The following is a 19,357-nucleotide window of genomic DNA, read 5'->3' on the forward strand; positions in this document are numbered from 1 at the left end:
TCAGCGTATGGGTCGTCGATTGCGTCAGCAGATATGAAGCGAGACACCCGCGCGTTCGCACAGCGCGGGCAGGTCCGCGCCGGCGTCGGTGCGGGCTTCCTCATCGGTGAAGAAATGGTCGATCTGGGCGAGCGTGGCCACGCGGCACGGCGCGTCGCGCAGGAACTTGCTGCTGTCGGCCAGCACCGCGCGGACGTGGCTGTTGGCGAACAGCACCTGGGTGAACTCCGCCTCGTCCGGGTGGAACTCGAACAGGCTGCCGTCCGCATCCACCGCGCCCGCGCCGCAGATCGACAGATGCGCGCGAAAGCGGCGGATGAAGTCGAGCGTGGCGCTGCCCATCACGTCGCGGTCACCGGGACGCAGCCGGCCGCCGGCCACCCAGGTCTCGATGGCGGGCTTCTCGGCCAGCGCGTGCACGGCGTCCAGGTTGTTGGTGACCACGCGCAGCGGCCGGTCGGCCGGCAACGCGCGCGCGAACTCGGCCACCGTGGTGCCGTAGCCGAGGAACAGCGTGGCGTTGTCCGGCACGAGTGCGATGGCCGCATGGGCGATGCGCCGCTTGCGTTCGATCTGCGCCGTGCTGCGCTGCAAAAAACTGAGGTTGCGCTGGCCCGCCGGCAGGCTCAGCCCGCCATGCAGCCGCCGCACCAGGCCCTGTTCGCTCAGGTCGTTGATGTCACGCCGGATCGTCTGCGTGCTGACCTGGAAGCGATCGGCAAGCTGGTCGGTGCTGAGTTCGCTGGCATCGCGCAGCCAGTCGAGGATTTCACGTTGTCGCGGAGTTAGGCTCATTCGATCATGTTAGATGTTCGAATGAAAATTTAAACCGGAAGTGTGTCGGGTAGATGACTGTCGCTTTCGGTACACTGGGGTTCACCCTGTCTTCCCCTGTTCTCTACTTCCGCTCATGCAGATCCGCCCCTACCGCCCCGCCGACGAATCCACCGTGGTTGCCCTGTGGCAAGCCTGCGGCCTGACCCGCCCCTGGAACGATCCCCACCGTGACATCGCGCGCAAGCTGACCGAGCAGCCCGAGCTGTTCCTCGTCGGCGAGGTCGATGCCCACGTGGTGGCCACGGCGATGATCGGCTTCGACGGGCATCGCGGCTGGGTCTACTACCTCGCCGTCGCGCCCGCCTGCCAGGGGCGCGGCTATGGGCGTATGCTGATGGCGCGCGCCGAGGCGCTGCTGATCGAGCGCGGCTGCCCCAAGATCAACCTGCAGGTGCGCGAAGGCAACGACGCCGTGATGGCGTTCTACGCGAAGCTCGGCTATGGCCGGGATGCGGCCGTCAGCCTGGGCAAGCGGCTGATTCCGGACCAGTGATCGGGCGGAAGACCCCGACAAGGAGACCCCATGACCACGTATCAAGGAAGCTGCCACTGCGGCCGCGTCGCCTTCGAGGCGGATGGCGAGATCACGCAGGTGCTGCAGTGCAACTGCACCATCTGCCGCCGGCGCGGGCATCTGCTCTGGTTCGTGCCCAAGGCGCAGTTCCGGCTCAAGACGCCGGACGAGCACGCCACCACCTACCGCTTCAACACGATGAAGATCGCGCATCGCTTCTGCCCGGTCTGCGGCTGCGGCCCTTACGCCGAGGCGACCGACCCGAAGGGCAATCCCACCGCCGCCGTGAACGTGCGCTGTGTGGATAACGTCGATCTGGGCAGCCTCAAGGTCATCGAGTACGACGGCCTCCACGCCTGATCCTGGCTGACCGCCCATGCTCCGCATCGCCGGCATCGACCACCTCGTACTGCGCACCGCCAACGTGCCGCGCCTCGTGCGGTTCTATATCGATGTGCTCGGCTGCACCCTGGAGCTTGAGCAGACCGCCATCGGCCTGACGCAGCTCCGCGCCGGCAACGGGCTGATCGACCTCGTTTCGCTGGACGGCCCGATCGGCCGGGCCGGCGGCGCGGGGCCGGGGGCAGAGGGCCGCAACCTCGACCATTTCTGCCTGCGTATCGATCCGTTCGATGCGGAGGCGATATTTGAGCATCTGCGCATTCATCACGTTGATACTGGGCCGGTCGAACAGCGCTACGGGGCCGAAGGCACCGGTCCGTCGATCTATGTGAAGGACCCGGACGGCAATACCGTCGAACTGAAAGGCCCGCCCAACCTGCCCGGCGATGGCAGTCCCTGAGCAAGTGCACTGACGTAGGCATTCGCCCGTCACGCCGATACAATTCCCGCTTCATCCATCGCATCGCCACCGGCGCGCCCCCGCCCTGCGCCGGGCGCGCCATGACCACCATCGACGCCCCCGCCGTACCCACCGCTGCGCCCCCGCCCCGCCATATCGTCTGGACGCTCGGCCTGACCGAGATCATCAGCTGGGGCACGCTCTATTTCACGTTCACGGTCTTCATCGACCCGATGCACCAGTCGCTGGGCCTCGGCAAGCCGTTCCTGGCCGGCGGGTTCTCGCTCGGGCTGCTGGTCTGGGCGCTGTGCTCGTTCGCCGTGGGCCGGCTGCTGGACCGCGTGCCGGCGCGCAACGTGATGGGATGCGGCTCCGTGCTGGCGGCCATCGGCCTGTTGCTGTGGGCGTGGTCGCCCTCGCCGACGATGTTCCTGCTAATGTGGATTCCGCTCGGGCTGGCCATGGCGTCCACGCTCTATGAACCCGCCTTCGTGGTGCTGCGCCAGGCGTATGGCGATGGCTACCAGAAGCCGATCGTCCACGTGACGCTGCTGGCCGGCTTCGCCAGCACGATCTTTATCCCGCTCGGCCAGTGGCTGGTACTGCACCTGGGCTGGCGCGGCACGCTGGTGATCTTCGCCGCGCTGAACCTGTTCGTCTGCGCGCCCCTGCATGCGCGGCTGCGCTACACGGCGCATGCCACCTACGCGTCCGCGCAGGCTGGCGGGCCACTTGCCGGCGCCGGCGGGCCCGGCATCGCGCGGCTGACGCTGCGCCAGCCCGTGTTCTGGGCCGTGGTGCTGGCCTTCACGGCGACGGCCGTAGTCGCCTCGCTGCTCGGCGCGCACCTGATCCCGATGCTGACCGAGAAGGGCATGCCGGTGGGACAGCAGCTCATCGTGGCGGCGCTGATCGGCCCCGCGCAGGTGGCCGGCCGGCTGGCCATGGCGCGCCTGCCGATCCACCATCCGGTGCGGCTGTCGATGCCGGTCTACTTCCTGATGGGTGCCGGGCTGCTCTGCTTCGCGCTCGGCCACGGCTACTGGCTGATGCTGGCCGCCGTGCTCTATGGCTGCGCCAATGGCGTCAACACCATGCTGCGCGCGATGGCCATGCCCGAGCTGATCTCCCGCCACCACTACGCCACGCTGAACGGGCTGATGATGACGCCGGTCCTGATCATGCAGGCCGCCGCGCCGTGGTTCGGCGCGCTGCTGTGGCGCGCCGCCGGCGGTTACTGGCTGATGCTGTGGGTGATGGTGACGCTGGCCGTGGGCGCGCTGCTGGCGTTCGGCTTCGCCCTGCACAAGCGCGGGCTGCTGCGCCCGGAGGCCGCCGCATGAGCGATGTCTCCCGCGCCACGCGCGGCACCATGGCGCTGTTCTTCGTCAACGGCGCCACCTTCGCCACCTGGGGCGTCCACATCCCGACCATCAAGGCGCGCTTCGGGCTATCGGACGCCATGCTCTCCTTCGCCATGCTGGCCGTGGCCGGCGGCGCCATCCTGGCGATGGGCCCGGTCGGCCGCTGGGTGGCGCGGCTGGGCAGCGGGCGGGCCTCGATGCTGGGCGGCGTGGCGTTCGCGCTCTGCACGCTCGGCATCCTCGCCATGCCTGCCTTCACGCTGCTGCTGCCGATGCTGCTCCTCTTCGGCATGGCCAACGCCGCGTTCGACGTGTCGATGAACGCGCAGGCCGCCACGGTGGAGGCCAGCCGCCCCCGGCCCGTGATGTCGGCCCTGCACGGCATGTTCAGCCTAGGCGGCATGGCCGGGGCGGCATTCGGGGGACTGATGCTGACGCTGGGCGTGCCGCCACTGGCCCATGCGGCGATGATCGCGGCCATGACGGCGCTGACCGCCGTGGGCGTCGCGGGCGGGCTGCTGGCCGATCATCCGGCCATGCCGACGACCGACCATCACCACCGCGCGCACGCCTCCCGCGCGCTCTGGCTGCTTGGGCTGATGGCGTTCCTCGGGCTGGTCGGCGAAGGGGCGATGTACGACTGGACGGCGGTCTATATGCGCGATGTGGCGGAAGCCCCGCTCGGCTGGATCAGCTTCGGGTACGCCACGTTCTCGGGCGGCATGGCCTGTGGGCGCTTCGGCGGCGACCTGCTGCGCGCGCGCTTTGGCGATGCCCGCACGCTGACCGGCAGCGCCTGGCTCGGCTTTGCCGGCATCGCGCTGGCCATCGCGGCGCCGTGGCCGGTGCCGACGCTGATCGGCTTCAGCCTGATGGGGCTGGGCGCGGCCAATATGGTGCCGATCTTCTTCGTGGCGGCGTCGCGCCTGCCCGGCGTGACCGCTGCCGAGGGCATCGCGCGCGTGGCGCGCTTCGCCTATGTGGGATTGCTGCTGGGGCCGGTGCTGATCGGCGGGGTGGCGCACCTGGCCAACCTGCGCTTCGGGCTGGCGGTGGTGGCGGTGACGATGGGGGTGATCGCGCTGTTCGGGGCGCGCGCCGCGCGGCGGTATCTCACGCCGCGCTAGCCCGAAGGAAGATCAGGCGGCCTGCCGAGCGGGGGCGCTGCCCGCGCCCTGCCCCTCGAACACGAAGGTGTCCATGGCAAGCACGCCGTAGGTGACTTCATCCGCGATGCGATCGACCTGGGCCTGCCCATCGGTCGCCGATGCAGGGCCGAGCGCCGCGCCCAGCGCCACGAAGAACGGCAGCAGGTGTTCGTCGGTCGGGTGCGCGCGGCGGGCGAATGGCGCGTTGTCCCGGTAGCCGGCGATCCGGCTGGTATCGCCGGTGGCCAGCGCTTCGTCCAGCGCGTCTTTCATCCAATCGCGGAATGCATCGACATAGGGCTCGGTCTCCGGACCGTGCTGGGCCTTGCGCCCGCCGCCGAACACTTCCTGCAGGTTATGCGTGAAGCTGCCCGAGCCGATCACGATCACGCCTTCATCGCGCAACGGTGCCAGCGCACGGCCGATTTCGATCTGCGTGGCGGGGCTCAGGTACGGGTTCAGCGCAAGCTGCAGGACCGGCAGGTCGGCGTCCGGGAAAAAGTGACGCATCGGCATCCAGGCGCCGTGGTCGAGCGGACGATCGGCGTCCTCGGCCACGTAGCAGACGCCTTCCACGCCGGCGGCTTCGACCAGCGCCTTGACCCGGGCCGCCACGTCCGGGGCGCCGGGGGCGTCGTAGCGGAGCGCGTACAACTCGCGCGGAAAGCCGCCGAAGTCGTGCCACGCCTCCTGGCGCGTGCGCGTGCCGACGACCAGCGTGCTGTAGATCCAGTGTGCCGAGATCACCAGCACCGCCTTGGGCTGGCGCGCGCGCAGGCGTTCGCCCAGCGCATCGAATGCGGCGCCCGTGGGGCCGGGGTCGATCGCCAGCATCGGCGATCCGTGTGACACATAAATGGCGGGAAGCGTGCTCATGGCCTTCAATCCTTTTGTCCAACTGCATGAAGTTTGGCAACAATGGCCGTCGCCGGCGCACCCGGATTGCGGATACCTCGTGCAAATTTTCTGAACATGGGACCGTGCGCGTCACACCCGCCTCGCCACCGCGTTGGATAGCGCACACAGGCCGACAGCGTAGGCCCGCGCCTGACGGCAGGCATATGGCGATTGGGCCTATGATGGCGAAAAGCCTGCGATCCCCGGATCGCCTCCCCAAGCTGCCTCGGACCGGCCCACCGGCGAACATCGTGTTCAAGCCCCACGCTCCCCTTCACGCCCTGCCCCACGCGCTGTGGTGGCAGCCGGGCGTCTATGGCAGCGGGCCCGCCGTGGTGTTGTGGATCGTGGCGCGGCTGCCGGCGGACACCCTGGCCGCCGTCTTCGGCACGCCGCTGGCCCCCGCACTGTTCAACCACGCCGGCGACACCGTCTTCGTCACCGGCTGGATCGCCAGCGCGCTCTGGCTGTGGTTCACGCGCAAGAAACCGGCCCCGCCGGCGCAGAATGACGCCGTCACGGCGGTACCTGATCCCTCCCAACCGCACACGCAAACCCGGCAAATGTAAGGATTCGCTTAAGATGGCGGCTGTTTTCACCGTCATAGAAAAGTGTAATGTCCGTCACAGCTGCCACTGCCAATGACCTGTCCAAAGCCACCCGACGACGCGCGATCCTCGCCGCGACCATCGGCAACGGCCTGGAATGGTTCGATTTCACCGTCTACAGCTTCTTCGCGGTCATCATCGCCAAGCTGTTCTTCCCCACCGGCGACGACCTCACCTCGTTCCTGCTGACCGTAGCCACCTTCGGCGTGGGCTTCTTCATGCGGCCCGTGGGCGCCATCGTGCTCGGCGTCTACGCCGACCGTGTCGGCCGCAAGGCGGCGCTGACGCTGACCATCCTGCTGATGGCGCTCGGCACGGCCATCATCGGCCTGGYGCCCACTTACGACAGCATCGGCCTCTGGGCCCCGGCGCTGATCGTGGTGGCGCGGCTGATCCAGGGCTTCTCGGCCGGCGGCGAGGTCGGGGGCGCCACGGCGTTCCTGATCGAGCACGCACCGGACGAGGAGCGCGGCGCCTATGCCAGCTGGCAGCAGGCCAGCCAGGGCATCTCGTTCATGCTCGGCGCGGCGATGGGTGCGCTGGTGACCAATGGCCTGAGCCCGGAGCAGATCGATGCCTGGGGCTGGCGCATTCCGTTCCTGTTCGGGCTGCTGATCGGTCCCGTGGGCATGTACATCCGCTCGCATCTGGAAGAGCCGCCCGAGTTCGAGGCGCGCCAGGCCGAACGTCGCAAGAACAATGTGAAGTTCTCGCCGCTCTCGCAGGTGCTGCGCGACCATCCGCGCGAAGTACTGGCCGGCCTGGGCGTGACCATCCTCTGGACGGTCTGCACCTACGTGCTGGTGTTCTACATGCCGTCGTACGCCAAGCAGCAGCTCGGCCTGCCGCTGGGCGCGACGTTCCAGTCGACCGCGATCTGCGGCGCCATCATCCTGGTGCTGTGCCCGCTGATGGGCATGCTGTCCGACCGCGTCGGCCGCAAGCGCATGCTGACCGTGGTGGCGGTGGCCATCGGCGCGCTGGCCTACCCGCTGTTCCACTGGCTCAACGTGTCGCCGACCACGGCCACGCTGCTCCAGGTGCAGATCGTGCTGGGCATCCTGCTGGCCGCGTTCACCGGCCCGGCCCCGGCCGTGCTGGCCGAGCAGTTCCCGACCGAGGTGCGTTCCACCGGCCTCTCGCTGGCCTATAACTTCGCCGTGACGATCTTCGGCGGCTTCGCCCCCCTGATCGTGACGTGGCTGATCACGTCGACGCAAAACAAGCTTGCGCCGGCCTACTACGTGATTGCCGCCGCGATGATCAGCATCGTGGCGCTGGCGTTCATGCACGACCGCACGGGCAAGCGGCTCGCCTGAGCGCGCTGCAGGGTCGTAGAAAGTCAGAAGGCCAACCCTCGGGTTGGCCTTTTTTGTGTCCGCTTTTTGTGTCCGCTTTTTGTGTCCGCTTTACATGTCCGATTCCGGCTTCCGCAAATCCGCAGGTGCGGGCATGATCCCAGCCAAAGCGCCAGCGCGCGCCGTCCACCCCATCAGGAGCTTCACGCATGACATCGACAGAGACCGCCTCGCAGCCCCGGGTACGCTGCAGCTGGTGCGGGACGATCGAGGATTATTGCCACTACCACGACCACGAATGGGGTTTCCCGGTCGATAACGATCGGCGCCTGTTCGAGAAACTGTGCCTGGAGGGCTTCCAGTCCGGGCTGAGCTGGCTGACGATCCTGCGCAAACGTGAGAATTTTCGCAAGGCGTTCGCCAATTTCGAGATCGACAAGGTCGCCCGGTTTACGGAGCGCGACGTGGAGCGGCTGCTGGGCGACGCCGGCATCATCCGCCATCGGGGCAAGATCGAGGCCGCCATCCACAACGCCCAGCGCGCGCAGGATCTGCTGAAGACCGAACCCTCGCTGGCGGCCTATTTCTGGAAGTTCGAGCCGGACCCGAAGTCGCGGCCGAAGAAAGTCACGCCGGCCGTGCTGCGCGAGATGACGACGTCGCCGGAGTCCGTGGCGCTCTCGAAGGACCTGAAGAAGCGCGGCTGGAAGTTCGTCGGCCCGACCACGATGTATGCGCTGATGCAGGCCATGGGCCTGGTCAACGATCATTTCGAAGGCTGTGCGACCCGCGCCGAGGTGCTGAAGGCCCGCAAGGCCTTCAAGGTGCCGCGCTGATCCTCGCCGGAAGGCTGGCTGGAAGCCGATCCATCCACAGCGCTTTTCTGTTTCGGCAACGGTGCGTATACGTATACAGATATTGTTTACGTATACATAAATAGTAGTAGTAGGTAAACGTCGCCCCTGGCCGTTGATAAGCCGGTTTTTCCCTTTCCCGTCAGGGGCTTGGAAAAAAGACAACCCTAGGGGCGGCGCACCGCGTATACGTGGACAACCGCCTCGCGCCCGGTTTCATCCCCCGCCACGCCGCCGAGATATCCGTATACCGCCCACATGCGGCCCCCAGGCAGGCCACAGGCAATCCATGTGGTTGTCCCCAAGGCGTAGCGAAGATGTCCACAGGGCCCGTGCATGCGGGCAGGGATCGGGGCACACTGGCGGTTCGCTGCCGAAGGAGCCCCCGCGATGGATGCCACTACCCTCTTTCTCTACCTGATTGCGGTCGCCGCCGTGATGGTCACGCCCGGCCCGACCATGCTGCTCGCGCTGAGCAACGGCGCCACGCGGGGCATGCGGGTGGCCGCCTGCGGCATCGCCGGCGCGGCGCTGGCCGACCTGATCCTGATCGGCGCGGTCGGCTGCGGGCTGGGCGCCTTGCTGCTGGCGTCCGAGCAGTGGTTCACCATCATCAAGTGGATGGGCGCCGCCTACCTGCTCTACCTGGCGTGGGGGATGTGGCGCGCGCCAACGCAGGCGCTGGTGGCCACCTCCGGCGCGGCCTCGGCCAGCGGCCGGGCGGCGTTCTTCCGGGCGCTATTCGTGGCGCTCTCCAACCCCAAGACGCTGCTGTTTACCTCGGCCTTCGTGCCGCAGTTCGTCCACGCGGACAAGCCGGTGGCGCTGCAATACACGATCCTGGCGGTCATCGCCGCGCTGATGGATATCCTGATGATGTCGATCTACGCGTACGGTGGGCGCCACGCCATGCGCACGCTGTCAGCGCGCGCCGTGCAGTGGATCAACCGCAGTTGCGCCGGCATGCTCGCCTTCCTGGCGGTCGGCCTGAGCCTCTACCGCCGCAGCGACCTGCGCTGACGAGGGGGCCGGGTCCGGGGCCGGCACCGGGTCCACGTGGGTCATCACGTTAAGGACATCGTCGCGCAGCATGGCGCGGCGGCGGGCCTCGGTAGCGATGGCGTGACCGCGCTCCACGGTCAGGTCGGCGCGGATCTCCAGGTGGACATCAACCAGCACCATATCCCCCATCTTGCGCGTCTTGAGGTCGTGCAGGCCGAGCACCCCGGGGGTGTCGAGCATGGCGGCGCGCAGGGCGGCCACCACGTCGTCATCGGCGGCGCGGTCCATCAGGTCGCTCAGGGCCGTCCAGCCGAACTGCAGCCCCATGCGCGCCACCACCAGCCCGACGACGATGGCCGCCACGGGGTCCAGGATGTGATAACCGAGCAGGTTCCCGCCGATGCCGAGCGCCACCACCAGCGATGACGCCGCATCGGACCGCGCATGCCAGGCATTGGCCACCAGCATGCTCGAGCGCACGCGCTCCGCCACGCGGAGCATGTAGCGGAACAGCAGTTCCTTGAAGATCAGCGTGGCGATGGCCACCCATAGCGCAATCGCCTTCACCGGCTGCACTCCTTCGGGATGCTGGATCTTGCCGATGGCCGCCCAGAGCATGCCCACCCCCACCGCCAGCAGGATGGCCCCCAGCGCCAGCGACGCCGCGGTCTCGAAGCGCTGATGCCCGTACGGGTGATCGGTATCCGGATCCTTGCTGCCGTGATGCCCGGCGAACAACACGAGGAAATCCGAAACCAGATCGGAAAGGGAGTGAATGGCGTCCGCCACCAGCGCCTGGGAACCCGCCACCACGCCGATAAACCCCTGCGCAATGGTCAGGACCACATTGACGGCCACGCTGACAAGGGTGCTACGCCGGCCGGCCTGGGCGCGGGCGGCGGGGTCGGTGCGATCGGGTGAGTCCTTGCCGAAGGTGTTCACGGGATTGAAGAGTGGTTCCAGGGATTGATGACGGTCAGGCCGGCGGCCTCGAACGGCGCGGTGTCCCGTGTGGCGACAATGTAGCCCCGGGAGGCGGCGATCGCACCAATATAGCCATCGGGCGCGGGGAATCCCTTCCCCGCCAGCCGGGCCTTCACGGCCAGTTCGGCATAGTGCCGGGCGGCGCCGGCATCGAACATCAACACGCGATCACCGAACAGCGCGAGCAAGCCATCGAGGGTTTCGGACAAACCGTGCTTGCGGCGCCCTTCCGGCAACGCGCCAATGCCGAACAGCAGTTCGGCCAGCGTGACACTGGACAGGTACAGCGTTTCCGCAACCTGTGCGTTCAGCCAAGCGCGCACGGCCGGATTGGGCTCCGGCTTCATCGCCTCGGAGACGACGTTGGTATCGAGGACGATCATTCGAACTTCATCGGCTCCGCCGGCGCTTTGTCACGCTGTGTGTCGAACACCGCGAAATCGTCGTTTGTCAGGCCAGCGCGCTGGCCCAGCGCGGCCAGGGCGTCACCCATCCGCACACGCTGCTCGGATTTCACCGCGCGTTCCAGGATCTCCCGCACCTCGGCCTCTGTGCTGCGGCCGTGCTCGGCAGCCCGCATGCGCAAGGCGCGATGCACCTCGTCTGGCACATTTCTGACGGTTAGCATGGGCATAGGCACTCCTTATAAACTGCATTCAATGCATGCAATTATAGGATGGTGACAGCATTGGGGCAAATCGGAGGGAAACGCCCGCCCAAAGCAAAACAACGCACCACATCTTTCGACGTAGTGCGTTGTTTCGTAAGGAAAATCCTGGTGGACCGAAGGAGGATCGAACTCCCGACCTCTGCATTGCGAACGCAGCGCTCTCCCAGCTGAGCTATCGGCCCGTGACGGACGATTCTAACCGAACTCCGCGCGGGGTATCAATTGCGTCCGCCCAACACTGCACATCGGCGAAAGGGCAGCAAATCCCGAAAATCAGCCCATCATTCCGGGGTTGCCGTCCATGCCGCGCACGGTGGGCAGGTTCAGCGGTCGGGCGCTGACTTCCTTGTTGGACCGCAGCCATTGCGCCATGACGTCCCACACCGGGGGGCCGCCGGTCTGGCGGGCTTCTTCGGCCACGGGGGCCCAGCCGGCCACCTTGTAGGTCTTGCCGGCGTCGAGCGGACGGCCGGCCAGGCGCATGTCGCTGATGCGCTGGCCCATGGGCTGGTTCGGGTCGATGGTGTACTGCAGCCCGCCCACGCGCACCATGTCGCCGCCCTGTTGGTAGTACGGGTCCGGATTGAACAAGTTGTCCGCCACGTCCTCGAGCACGGTCTTGATGGTCTCGCCGGTCATCGCCGTCACCGTGGTGTACGGGTAGGTGATGGCGGTCTGGTCCATCAGGGCTTCCATTGTGATGGGCTCGCCCGGCACCAGCGTCGTGCCCCAGCGGAAGCCCGGGGAGAAGGCGATTTCGGCGTCCTGCACCGCCATCAGGCCGTCCAGGATCAGTTGGTCGAAGGTGCCGTTGAAGTTGCCGCGCCGGTATAGCAAGCCGCGGTTCACGGCCAGTACCTCGCCAAGCTTGGCTTCGTAGGGGGCGCGCACCTTGCGGATCAGCGCGTCCATGTCCGGGTCGGCGGGCAGGAAATTGGCGAAGACCGGCAGCAGCTTGTATCGGAAATCGACGACTTTGCCGTTCCGCACGTCGAAGTCCAGCACCCCCAGGAACTTGCCGTTCGAGCCCGCGTTGGTGACCAGCGTGGTCCCGCCCGGGTTCTTCACGGGCACCGGCGCCGGCACGCCGTCGTGGGTGTGGCCGCCTAGTATGGCGTCCAGTCCGCGCACGCGCGAGGCCAGCTTCAGGTCCACATCCATGCCGTTGTGCGACAGCAGCACCACCACCTGGGCGCCCTTGCCGCGCACGTCGTCAATCACCTGTTGCAGGCTCTCTTCCTGGATGCCGAAGGTCCAGTCGGGCACGAGGTAGCGCGGGTTGGCGATGGGCGTGTACGGGAACGCCTGGCCGATGATGGCCACCGGCACGCCGTTCATGTGCCGGATCACGTACGGATCGAACACCGGATCGCCGAAATCGTTGGTCTTCACGTTCTGCGCGAGGAAGGACACGCGGTCCTTGAAATCCTTGCCGACGATTTCCTTCACGCGGTCCGCGCCGAGCGTCATCTCCCAGTGCGGCGTCATCACGTCCACGCCAAGTTGCAGCGCGGCATCGACCATGTCCTGGCCCTGGGTCCACAGCGCGGTGGCCGAGCCCTGCCAGGTGTCGCCGCCATCCAGCAGCAGCGCGCCGGGGCGGCTGGCGCGCAGGCGCTTGACCAGTGTGGCGAGGTGGGCAAACCCGCCGACCTTGCCGTAGCGGCGCGCGGCCTCGGTGAAATCGATCGAGGTGAACGCGTGCGCGGCCGGTGTGCCCGGGCGGATGCCGTACTGGCGCAGGAACGCCTCGCCCACCAGATGCGGCGGCTTGCCCGCCCACGGCCCCACGCCGAGGTTCACGCTCGGCTCGCGGAAGTGCACGGGCCGCAACTGGGCGTGGCAATCGGTGAAATGCAGCAGGTGGACGTTGCCGTGGCGCGGCACGTCGTAGAACTGCTGGGCGGCGCGGGCGGCCTGGGCCTCGCCGGCGGGCAAGGCCATGCCGCCCGCGCCGGCCACGGCCAGCACCTGCAGGAATTCGCGTCGATTCATGCCCGGAGCCGCGCCGGCCTTACTGGTTGACCGGCGATGCCGGGTCCAGCAGCAGCGCCATCACGTCGCGGATCTGTTGCTCGGTCAGGATGCCCTTGTGGCCAAAGCGCGGCATGTTGGAGCAGGCGCTGTAGGCGTTGGAGTCCCAGATCTTGCCCCAGGTGTACTTGACCACCTCCGGCGAATTGCCACGCAGCTTGCCGTACTGGTACAGCGACGGGCCGATATTGCCGAATGAGATCTCGGCCTTGGTCATCTGGTGGCAGGCGTAGCAGTTGCCGCCGTTCACGCCGCCCACCGGGTCGGTGAACTGCATGCCACGGCCATTCTGGGCGATCTTCTCGCCTTCCTTCCAGTCGCCGATCCAGTTGCTGTCGGCCGGATACTTCACCTGCTTCAGCTCGGCCGCTTCCACCTTCTTGGCGATGGYGGCCGGCACGCGCGTGCGGTCCGGGTACTGGCTGCAGGCCTTCTGGGCGCCATCCTGGTTGATCACGCCCTCCACCGTGGCCGGGCCCTTCGAGGTGAAGGAGCTTTCGATCATCTGGCGCACGTCGGCGTCGGTGACCTTGGCGGTGGTGGCCGCGCTGGCCGACTTGGTGGCGCGGGCGGGCTTGGCGGCCTCCTGGGCCAGGGCCGACAGGCTGAACGTGGCCATGGCAGCCAGGGCCAGGGTAGCGACGGCGGTCAGCGCCATCGATTGGTATCGCGTCATCGTGTGCTCTCCGTGCCTCAGCGCTTCATGTTGGGACCGTCGTACGTGCCGCCGTTGGCGTTTTTCGCCAGGAACATCGACAGGGCGGTGATCACGTCGGAGCCATAGGCGGGCTCGGGAAAGCGCTGCTGGCGCAGGCAGTCATAAATCCGATGCTGCATGGTGCGGACCTCGCCCTGCGAGACGCGGTACGCCGGCCACGTGGTGTACGCGGCCTGGGCGCCCTTCGACTCCAGCAGGTTCGGCAGGTCCTGGAGGCGGATGCGCTGGCCGTCCACGGCGTGGCAGGTGGCGCAAGCGAAGTCGTAGGCGCCGCCCCGGTAGAAGAACATCTTCTGGCCGAGCGCGTAGACGCGCTTTTCCTCGGGGTGCGTGAGTTGCACGTTCATCTTCACGCCGCGCGACTCGCCGGTCAGGTAAGACGCCAGCCGCTCGATGTCGGACGACTTGCCAGATGCCGAGAACGGCTGCTTTGTCGCCTCTTCCTGGGTCAGACCCTGCAGCGTCACCCGGCACCAGGCCAGGCGTTGCTCGAGGTCCATCACCTTGTTGGCGTCCTTGAAGTAGCGCGGCAGCTCGGCGTAGGCGCCCTTGGTCACGCCCGGGCCCTTGCCCAGGTCGCACTGTTCGAGCGAGGCGTTCTTCGGCCCGGCCGGCTTCTTCCACAGTTCCTCGCCGGCGGCTTCCCAGAGTTCGGCGGGATTGCCTTCGGCCAGCATCTGGCGATACTTGGCGATTTCCTCGGCGGTGCTGCCCTGGGCTTGCGCCAGTTGGGCCAGCCCGGCCAGCGAGGCGGCGGCGGTGGCCATGGCGGCCAGCGCCACGGTGCCGCGCAGGCGGCGACGGGTATTGCGCATTGGGGGCTTCTCCTCGCGATGGCGCCGCCGGCGTCAGCCCTTCATCAAGAGGCTGGGCGGTGCATCACTGTTCTATTGCACTGTCCGAATGGCATCCGGCTACTTTGGCTTCTGGCCGGATGTCAGGCAAAACGATCAGGGCTTCAGGTACGCGTAGCCTTCGTCGAACTGCAGGCGGGCGATTTCCACCACGCCGGCCTGCACGATCTTGGCGTCCATCAGCAGGCTTTGCTCGGAAATCTTGCGCGCAGTCAGGGTGTTGCGGCAGACGCGGAACTCCACGCCCGACGATCCCAGCGCGCCCACGGCGGCCTCGAACGTGTTGCCGCGCGAATCCTTGGCGCCTTCCACGAGGAAGTCCACGCCGTAGCCGAACGCCACCACCACGATCTTGGTGTCCGGCGCCGCGTTCAGGTGATTGCGCAGGTTGGCCATGGCGCGCACGGCCTGGTCGATGCCCTCGGACAACTGGTACACCACCTTGACCCGTCCGCCCTTGGCGCCCTTGGCTGCCGTGCCTGCCGGGGCCGGGGCCTGCTGTGCCGCCGCCCTGGCCGAAAGGCCGATGGCAGCCAACGCCGCCGTGGCCCGAATGAATGCTCGCCGCATGCTGCTTCCTCGCTTCGCCCGATCAGGCGATGGTGGCCTCGTCGGTGCGCTTGTCGCCCCGGTTGTCGACCCAGGTCACGGTGACCTTGTCACCCTTGGCGCCGCCCTTGAACTTGAAGTTCAGGAACGGGTCCTTCGACACGGCCGGGCCGAACTGGGCGTTGAACACCTCGCGCCCCTTGTACGTGGCGATCACGGTCTGGATGTGCCAGGCCGGAATCGTCTTGCCGGCCGCATCCTTGCGCTGGCCGGTTTCCATGTCGTGCTTCATCAGAATCTTTACGTCTACGACGCCGCCGTTCTCGGTGGCGCGGACGCGCATCGGGTCTGCCATCTGGCTCTCCTGCTCGGGGTGGTTCGGGGTGGCTTGGGATAAATCGCGGAAATCGGTCCGATGGGGGGCGCAGGCGTCAGCCGCCGCAGCCGCCCAGCGTGACCTTGATTTCCTTCGATGCCACGTACCACTTGCCGCCAGCCTTGACCGCCGCGTACACGACGGACGTCTGGCCCATCTTCACGCGCGTGGAGACGAACGGCTCGGTGCCGGCCGGGATGGTGAAATCGGCCGCCAGCGTATTCGGATTCTTCTCAACCAGGATGGCGATCTGCTCGGTGTCCGGCAGCGTGCTGGTCACGGCCACGGGCACCACGGCGCCGTTCTCGGCGATATCCGGTGCATTGAACGTGATGGCGCCGCTCTTCTCGGTGCCGCTGCCGCCCAGCGCCTTGATCACATCGGCCACGCTCTTGCCGTCGAAAGCCGTCTTGTTCCACTCCGCGGCCTGCGCCTCGCTGATCAGGCCCGTGGCCGCCATCAGCGAGAGCACCGCGGATACCCGCAATACTTGTCGTCGTTTTTGATTCATGCTCTGTCCCGTACTTGCTTGCTGCCGACCCCGGTACTCATACTGCCCGCCGCTTCCGGGTCTGCCGGAAACAGCGCGGGCCGCCGGCGCTGCCGGACGGCCCGCGATACCTGATGGGGCTTACTTGGCCGGTGAGCCGGCCAGGATCCACTCCACTACCGTCTTGATATCGGCGTCGCTGACACCGGCATTCGCCGGCATCGGCACCGGGCCCCAGACGCCCGAACCGCCGCTCTTCACCTTGGCCGACAACTTGGCCAGGGCACCCTTGTCGCCCTTGTACTTGGCGGCCACTTCCTTGTAGGCCGGGCCCACCAGCTTCTTGTCCACCTGATGGCAGCCCATGCAGGCGTTCTTGTTGGCAATCTCCTGCGCACGGGCGGCGTCCACGGCGTGCGCCGAGGCAGCGGCCGCGAACAGCGCGGCGGCGATGACAAACTGCTTCATTTTGTGTTGCTCCAAACGGATTGAGCCGTGGGGACGGCAAAGGCCGCGCTTCATCGGTCGGGCGGCGCGGCACGCTCGGCCGCCGTTGGGGCGATGCCTCTGCGGGCAGGTGCGGCCAGTCCGCTATTTTGCCTCAATAATCCATCGGCCTACGGATGCGGCAGTGATAAGGGTATTCACAAAACCACGGGAAATCGCTGTCGAATCAAGGGTTAACCCCCGGATATCAACGCCGCGCCAGCCGCCGCCCTGCCCCGAGCCGCCCGCCGAACACGTTGAGCAGCAGCCCGCCCATGACCACCAGCGCGCCGAGCCATTGCGCCAGCGACAAGTCCTCGCCCAGCAGCCCGTGGGCCGAGATCAGCCCCACCACCGGCACCAGCAGCGTCAGCGGCGCCACCTTGCTGGCCGGATAGCGCGTGAGCAGCCGGCCCCACATGGTGTAGCCGAACAGCGTGGCCGCGAAGGACAGGTAGCAGATCGCCAGCACGCTCATCATCGGGATCTGGCCGAGCGCCACCATGATCCGCGCCGGGCCTTCGAACCAGTACGAGAGCAGCGCGAACGGCACGATCGGCACCAACCCGCCCCAGACCACCAGCCCGAGCAGGTCCACCGGGCCGATTTTCTTGCTGACGATATTGCCCGAGGCCCAGCAGAACGCTGCGCACAGCGTCAGCCCGAAGCCCGCCACGCTCATGCCGCCCGGGCCGTGCGCCGCGCCGCTGCCGATCAGCGCCAGCCCGCCAGCCGCAATCGCCATGCCGGCGACGTTGTGCCAGCGCACCGGCTCGCCCAGCCACATCCCGGCAATCGCCACGGTGAAGAACACCTGAGACTGCAACACCAGCGACGCCAGCCCGGCCGGCATGCCCACCGCCATCGCGTAGAACAGGAAGGCGAACTGGCCGAGGCTGATAAACCCGCCATAGGCCAGCAGCATGCGCAGCGGAATGCGCGGGCGCGGGATGAAAAAGACGGCCGGGAATGCCACCAGGGCGAAGCGCAGCGTGCCCAGCAGCATCGGCGGCACGCCGGCGAGGCCCACCTTGATGACGACGAAGTTGACGCCCCACACCACGATGATGGCGAGGGCTAGAAGGCGGTCTTTGGCTTGCATGGTCAGTATCGGGGGCGGCGTGTCACGGAGGCGCAACACACCGGAACCCGCTAGCCTACCAGCACCTCGCCCAGCATGTCGGACCAGATGCTGCGCGCCCAGGCCCATGCGTAGCGCCCTTCGAGCGCATTCGGGGCTGTGGATAACCCGCCGGCGCCGGGCACCGTGACCATCGTCCGCTCGGCCGCGTCGTAGCGATGGACGCTGGCGATGTGGATGGCCTCGTCGGCGGACGTGAAGCTGTAGCAGGTGTTTGTATACAGTGGGGTCGGGTCGGGCGCCTGCCCGGCCAGCAGCTGGAGGATGGCGGCGGCGGCCACCTTGCCGTGCTGGTTGGCCATGGTGCCGGACTTCGGCATCAGCGGCGCGATTTGCACGGCATCGCCCAGTACGTGGATCTCGGGCGCCACGCGCGAGGCCATGGTCAGGAAATCGACCTCGCACCAGCGGCCATTGGCCGTGGCGAGCCCGGTGGACACCGCGATGGCCCCGGCGCGTTGCGGCGGGATCAGGTTGACCACGTCGGCGCGCTCGTCGTCCTGGACCTCGAACTTGAGGGTGCGCGTGGCGGAGTCCACGTCCACGGTCTCGTGCTGGGGGCGATAGTCGATCATGCCCCGGTAGCGGGTCTTCCAGACCTGCCGGAACAGCGCGCCCTTGGAGGTGATGTCCGGATTGGCGTCGAAAATCAGCACTTTGCTGCGCGGCTTGTGCGTGCGCAGGTAGTCCGCGACGAGGCAGGCGCGCTCGTACGGGCCGGGCGGGCAGCGGTACGGGGCGAGTGGAATGGTGATGGCGAAGGTGCCGCCGTCGCGCATCGCCGCCAACTGGCGGAACAGCGCGTCGGTCTGCGGGCCGGCCTTCCAGGCGTGCAGGATCTGGTCCCCGCCGGGCTGCGCCAGGCCGGGAATCGCACTGGACTGCATCTCCACGCCGGGCGACAGCACGAGGCGGTCGTAGCGCAGCGTGGCGCCGCGGGCCAGCCGCACGGTGCGCGCAGCGGGGTCGATCGCAAGCGCCGTATCGCGCACATGTCGCACGCCATGCCGGCGTACCAGCGCGTCATAGGGGAGTGTGATGTCGGCCATGCCGCGCTGGCCGCCGACCACGAGATTCGAGAGTGGGCAGGAGACGAACGCCGCGTCGGGTTCGACCAGCGTCACATCCACGGCGCCCCGGCTCCAGTGGCGCAGGTAGCGCGCGGCCGTTGCCCCGCCAAAGCCGCCGCCGATGACCACCACCCGAGCCGGCGCGGCAGCGCGGGCCTGGCGCGGGGTCAGCATGCCCAGCGCGGCGGCGCCGCCGAGCGATCCCAATATTCCCAAAGCGGCGCGTCGGCGCATGAGGTTCTTCTTATTTTTGATCGGCGAACCAGGACGCGATGCCGAGGATCTCCGTATCGCTATAGCCCTTGGCGATCTGCGGCATCACGGTGCCCGGCAGCTTGCCGTTCTTGTAGTTGAGCATCAGTTCGACGAGTTCCGCGCGGGGCCGGCCGGCGAGTCCCGGGACGGGACTATCGGCCGGCGCGCGACCGTCGGGACCATGGCAGGCCGCGCACGAGGCGGCCTGGTTGCGTGCCTGCTGCATGCGCGCCGACTGCGCCTCCACTGTGGTGCGCGCCTCGCTGGCCGGGCCGGACGTGCCGGTCTGGGCGAACGCCGCCCCAATCGTGGCGATGGCCGCCAGCGCCACCCATCCGCCAATCCAGAAGGCCAGCCGTGCGGTGGACATCTTGTGGCGAGGGAGGGGGCGCATGGTTCAGCTCCT

The 19,357-nt window shown here is 67.6% G+C and carries 24 protein-coding genes and 1 tRNA gene; 9 read left to right on the plus strand and 16 right to left on the minus strand.

The genetic code is table 11. The annotated features are described in order from the left end of the window. Positions 1-24 precede the first annotated feature (24 nt). Positions 25-795, minus strand: coding sequence for a DeoR/GlpR family DNA-binding transcription regulator (locus tag AC1DEL_RS19820; RefSeq protein ID WP_092300106.1), 771 nt, complete (start codon positions 793-795; stop codon positions 25-27). 115 nt (positions 796-910) lie between these two features. On the opposite strand from AC1DEL_RS19820, the gene AC1DEL_RS19825 reads away from it, so the two are divergent. The 5 genes from AC1DEL_RS19825 to AC1DEL_RS19845 all read left to right on the plus strand — a co-directional run bounded on the left by AC1DEL_RS19825 (position 911) and on the right by AC1DEL_RS19845 (position 4,644). Continuing rightward, on the plus strand, positions 911-1,330 hold the full coding sequence (locus AC1DEL_RS19825) for a GNAT family acetyltransferase (RefSeq protein ID WP_092300109.1): 420 nt from the start codon (positions 911-913) through the stop codon (positions 1,328-1,330). 30 nt (positions 1,331-1,360) lie between these two features. Next, positions 1,361-1,711, plus strand: a complete 351-nt coding sequence (locus AC1DEL_RS19830) for a GFA family protein (RefSeq protein ID WP_092300112.1) — start codon at positions 1,361-1,363, stop codon at positions 1,709-1,711. A gap of 16 nt (positions 1,712-1,727) precedes the next feature. Beyond that, positions 1,728-2,153: a VOC family protein gene (locus AC1DEL_RS19835; RefSeq protein ID WP_454757398.1), complete on the plus strand. Its 426-nt coding sequence runs from the start codon at positions 1,728-1,730 to the stop codon at positions 2,151-2,153. Between the two features lie 101 nt (positions 2,154-2,254). After that, positions 2,255-3,496, plus strand: a complete 1,242-nt coding sequence (locus AC1DEL_RS19840; protein WP_477126157.1) for an MFS transporter — start codon at positions 2,255-2,257, stop codon at positions 3,494-3,496. Then, positions 3,493-4,644, plus strand: a complete 1,152-nt coding sequence (locus AC1DEL_RS19845) for an MFS transporter (RefSeq protein ID WP_255370961.1) — start codon at positions 3,493-3,495, stop codon at positions 4,642-4,644. Before AC1DEL_RS19840 ends, AC1DEL_RS19845 begins: the two co-directional genes overlap by 4 nt. Before the next feature lie 12 nt (positions 4,645-4,656). Here AC1DEL_RS19845 and AC1DEL_RS19850 read toward each other — a convergent pair whose 3' ends face one another. Continuing rightward, the gene (locus tag AC1DEL_RS19850) at positions 4,657-5,541 is read right to left on the minus strand and encodes a dioxygenase family protein (RefSeq protein WP_454757399.1); all 885 of its coding nucleotides are present in this window, start codon (positions 5,539-5,541) and stop codon (positions 4,657-4,659) included. A gap of 314 nt (positions 5,542-5,855) precedes the next feature. On the opposite strand from AC1DEL_RS19850, the gene AC1DEL_RS19855 reads away from it, so the two are divergent. From AC1DEL_RS19855 to AC1DEL_RS19870, 4 genes are all read left to right on the plus strand, one after another. Continuing rightward, positions 5,856-6,131 carry a hypothetical protein gene (locus AC1DEL_RS19855; protein WP_369823533.1) on the plus strand — a complete coding sequence of 92 codons (276 nt, stop codon included), beginning with the start codon at positions 5,856-5,858 and terminating at the stop codon, positions 6,129-6,131. Positions 6,132-6,178: 47 nt separating this feature from the next. Further along, complete coding sequence (locus AC1DEL_RS19860; RefSeq protein WP_477159160.1) at positions 6,179-7,489, plus strand: MFS transporter; 1,311 nt, start codon at positions 6,179-6,181, stop codon at positions 7,487-7,489. Positions 7,490-7,677: 188 nt separating this feature from the next. Continuing rightward, the gene (locus AC1DEL_RS19865; RefSeq protein WP_092300128.1) at positions 7,678-8,304 is read left to right on the plus strand and encodes a DNA-3-methyladenine glycosylase I; all 627 of its coding nucleotides are present in this window, start codon (positions 7,678-7,680) and stop codon (positions 8,302-8,304) included. A 408-nt stretch (positions 8,305-8,712) separates the two neighbouring features. Next, a complete protein-coding gene (locus tag AC1DEL_RS19870; RefSeq protein ID WP_092300131.1) occupies positions 8,713-9,342 on the plus strand; it encodes a LysE family translocator in 630 nt (209 codons plus the stop codon). Here the strand turns inward: AC1DEL_RS19870 and AC1DEL_RS19875 are convergent. From AC1DEL_RS19875 to AC1DEL_RS19940, 14 genes are all read right to left on the minus strand, one after another. After that, entirely contained in the window at positions 9,244-10,266 is a 1,023-nt protein-coding gene (locus AC1DEL_RS19875; protein ID WP_477126158.1) for a cation diffusion facilitator family transporter, read from the minus strand. The genes AC1DEL_RS19870 and AC1DEL_RS19875 overlap by 99 nt on opposite strands. Further along, the gene (locus AC1DEL_RS19880; RefSeq protein WP_477105917.1) at positions 10,263-10,691 is read right to left on the minus strand and encodes a PIN domain-containing protein; all 429 of its coding nucleotides are present in this window, start codon (positions 10,689-10,691) and stop codon (positions 10,263-10,265) included. Before AC1DEL_RS19880 ends, AC1DEL_RS19875 begins: the two co-directional genes overlap by 4 nt. Beyond that, the gene (locus tag AC1DEL_RS19885) at positions 10,688-10,942 is read right to left on the minus strand and encodes a FitA-like ribbon-helix-helix domain-containing protein (RefSeq protein WP_144202032.1); all 255 of its coding nucleotides are present in this window, start codon (positions 10,940-10,942) and stop codon (positions 10,688-10,690) included. The genes AC1DEL_RS19880 and AC1DEL_RS19885 overlap by 4 nt, the downstream gene beginning before the upstream one ends. Before the next feature lie 142 nt (positions 10,943-11,084). Beyond that, positions 11,085-11,160 (minus strand) — tRNA-Ala (locus AC1DEL_RS19890). Between the two features lie 91 nt (positions 11,161-11,251). After that, positions 11,252-12,973 (minus strand): thiosulfohydrolase SoxB, encoded by a 1,722-nt coding sequence (soxB, locus tag AC1DEL_RS19895; protein ID WP_454757400.1) that lies wholly within the window; start codon positions 12,971-12,973, stop codon positions 11,252-11,254. Between the two features lie 19 nt (positions 12,974-12,992). After that, positions 12,993-13,688 (minus strand): sulfur oxidation c-type cytochrome SoxX, encoded by a 696-nt coding sequence (soxX, locus tag AC1DEL_RS19900; protein WP_477159161.1) that lies wholly within the window; start codon positions 13,686-13,688, stop codon positions 12,993-12,995. 17 nt (positions 13,689-13,705) lie between these two features. Next, positions 13,706-14,545 carry a sulfur oxidation c-type cytochrome SoxA gene (gene soxA, locus AC1DEL_RS19905; RefSeq protein WP_092300140.1) on the minus strand — a complete coding sequence of 280 codons (840 nt, stop codon included), beginning with the start codon at positions 14,543-14,545 and terminating at the stop codon, positions 13,706-13,708. A gap of 135 nt (positions 14,546-14,680) precedes the next feature. Continuing rightward, positions 14,681-15,154 (minus strand): DsrE family protein, encoded by a 474-nt coding sequence (locus AC1DEL_RS19910; RefSeq protein ID WP_477126159.1) that lies wholly within the window; start codon positions 15,152-15,154, stop codon positions 14,681-14,683. Positions 15,155-15,176: 22 nt separating this feature from the next. Further along, positions 15,177-15,488, minus strand: coding sequence for a thiosulfate oxidation carrier complex protein SoxZ (soxZ, locus tag AC1DEL_RS19915; RefSeq protein WP_092300146.1), 312 nt, complete (start codon positions 15,486-15,488; stop codon positions 15,177-15,179). 76 nt (positions 15,489-15,564) lie between these two features. Next, on the minus strand, positions 15,565-16,020 hold the full coding sequence (gene soxY, locus AC1DEL_RS19920; RefSeq protein ID WP_092300149.1) for a thiosulfate oxidation carrier protein SoxY: 456 nt from the start codon (positions 16,018-16,020) through the stop codon (positions 15,565-15,567). A 120-nt stretch (positions 16,021-16,140) separates the two neighbouring features. Then, entirely contained in the window at positions 16,141-16,467 is a 327-nt protein-coding gene (locus AC1DEL_RS19925) for a c-type cytochrome (RefSeq protein ID WP_092300152.1), read from the minus strand. Positions 16,468-16,693: 226 nt separating this feature from the next. After that, positions 16,694-17,587, minus strand: a complete 894-nt coding sequence (locus tag AC1DEL_RS19930) for an EamA family transporter (RefSeq protein WP_477126160.1) — start codon at positions 17,585-17,587, stop codon at positions 16,694-16,696. A 50-nt stretch (positions 17,588-17,637) separates the two neighbouring features. Beyond that, complete coding sequence (locus AC1DEL_RS19935) at positions 17,638-18,930, minus strand: FCSD flavin-binding domain-containing protein (RefSeq protein ID WP_477126161.1); 1,293 nt, start codon at positions 18,928-18,930, stop codon at positions 17,638-17,640. Positions 18,931-18,940: 10 nt separating this feature from the next. Continuing rightward, positions 18,941-19,345, minus strand: a complete 405-nt coding sequence (locus tag AC1DEL_RS19940) for a c-type cytochrome (protein WP_255370962.1) — start codon at positions 19,343-19,345, stop codon at positions 18,941-18,943. Positions 19,346-19,357 lie beyond the last annotated feature (12 nt).

Source organism: Cupriavidus sp. 10L43_2, assembly GCF_056395265.1.

Bases quoted from the DNA above. Each gene is read 5' to 3' on its own strand.
- AC1DEL_RS19820 (WP_092300106.1), bottom strand. From the start codon at position 795: ATGAGCCTAACTCCGCGACAACGTGAAATCCTCGACTGGCTGCGCGAT.
- AC1DEL_RS19825 (WP_092300109.1), top strand. From the start codon at position 911: ATGCAGATCCGCCCCTACCGCCCCGCCGACGAATCCACCGTGGTTGCC.
- AC1DEL_RS19830 (WP_092300112.1), top strand. From the start codon at position 1,361: ATGACCACGTATCAAGGAAGCTGCCACTGCGGCCGCGTCGCCTTCGAG.
- AC1DEL_RS19835 (WP_454757398.1), top strand. From the start codon at position 1,728: ATGCTCCGCATCGCCGGCATCGACCACCTCGTACTGCGCACCGCCAAC.
- AC1DEL_RS19840 (WP_477126157.1), top strand. From the start codon at position 2,255: ATGACCACCATCGACGCCCCCGCCGTACCCACCGCTGCGCCCCCGCCC.
- AC1DEL_RS19845 (WP_255370961.1), top strand. From the start codon at position 3,493: ATGAGCGATGTCTCCCGCGCCACGCGCGGCACCATGGCGCTGTTCTTC.
- AC1DEL_RS19850 (WP_454757399.1), bottom strand. From the start codon at position 5,541: ATGAGCACGCTTCCCGCCATTTATGTGTCACACGGATCGCCGATGCTG.
- AC1DEL_RS19865 (WP_092300128.1), top strand. From the start codon at position 7,678: ATGACATCGACAGAGACCGCCTCGCAGCCCCGGGTACGCTGCAGCTGG.
- AC1DEL_RS19870 (WP_092300131.1), top strand. From the start codon at position 8,713: ATGGATGCCACTACCCTCTTTCTCTACCTGATTGCGGTCGCCGCCGTG.
- AC1DEL_RS19880 (WP_477105917.1), bottom strand. From the start codon at position 10,691: ATGATCGTCCTCGATACCAACGTCGTCTCCGAGGCGATGAAGCCGGAG.
- AC1DEL_RS19885 (WP_144202032.1), bottom strand. From the start codon at position 10,942: ATGCCCATGCTAACCGTCAGAAATGTGCCAGACGAGGTGCATCGCGCC.
- soxB (WP_454757400.1), bottom strand. From the start codon at position 12,973: ATGAATCGACGCGAATTCCTGCAGGTGCTGGCCGTGGCCGGCGCGGGC.
- soxA (WP_092300140.1), bottom strand. From the start codon at position 14,545: ATGCGCAATACCCGTCGCCGCCTGCGCGGCACCGTGGCGCTGGCCGCC.
- AC1DEL_RS19910 (WP_477126159.1), bottom strand. From the start codon at position 15,154: ATGCGGCGAGCATTCATTCGGGCCACGGCGGCGTTGGCTGCCATCGGC.
- soxZ (WP_092300146.1), bottom strand. From the start codon at position 15,488: ATGGCAGACCCGATGCGCGTCCGCGCCACCGAGAACGGCGGCGTCGTA.
- soxY (WP_092300149.1), bottom strand. From the start codon at position 16,020: ATGAATCAAAAACGACGACAAGTATTGCGGGTATCCGCGGTGCTCTCG.
- AC1DEL_RS19925 (WP_092300152.1), bottom strand. From the start codon at position 16,467: ATGAAGCAGTTTGTCATCGCCGCCGCGCTGTTCGCGGCCGCTGCCTCG.
- AC1DEL_RS19930 (WP_477126160.1), bottom strand. From the start codon at position 17,587: ATGCAAGCCAAAGACCGCCTTCTAGCCCTCGCCATCATCGTGGTGTGG.
- AC1DEL_RS19935 (WP_477126161.1), bottom strand. From the start codon at position 18,930: ATGCGCCGACGCGCCGCTTTGGGAATATTGGGATCGCTCGGCGGCGCC.
- AC1DEL_RS19940 (WP_255370962.1), bottom strand. From the start codon at position 19,345: ATGCGCCCCCTCCCTCGCCACAAGATGTCCACCGCACGGCTGGCCTTC.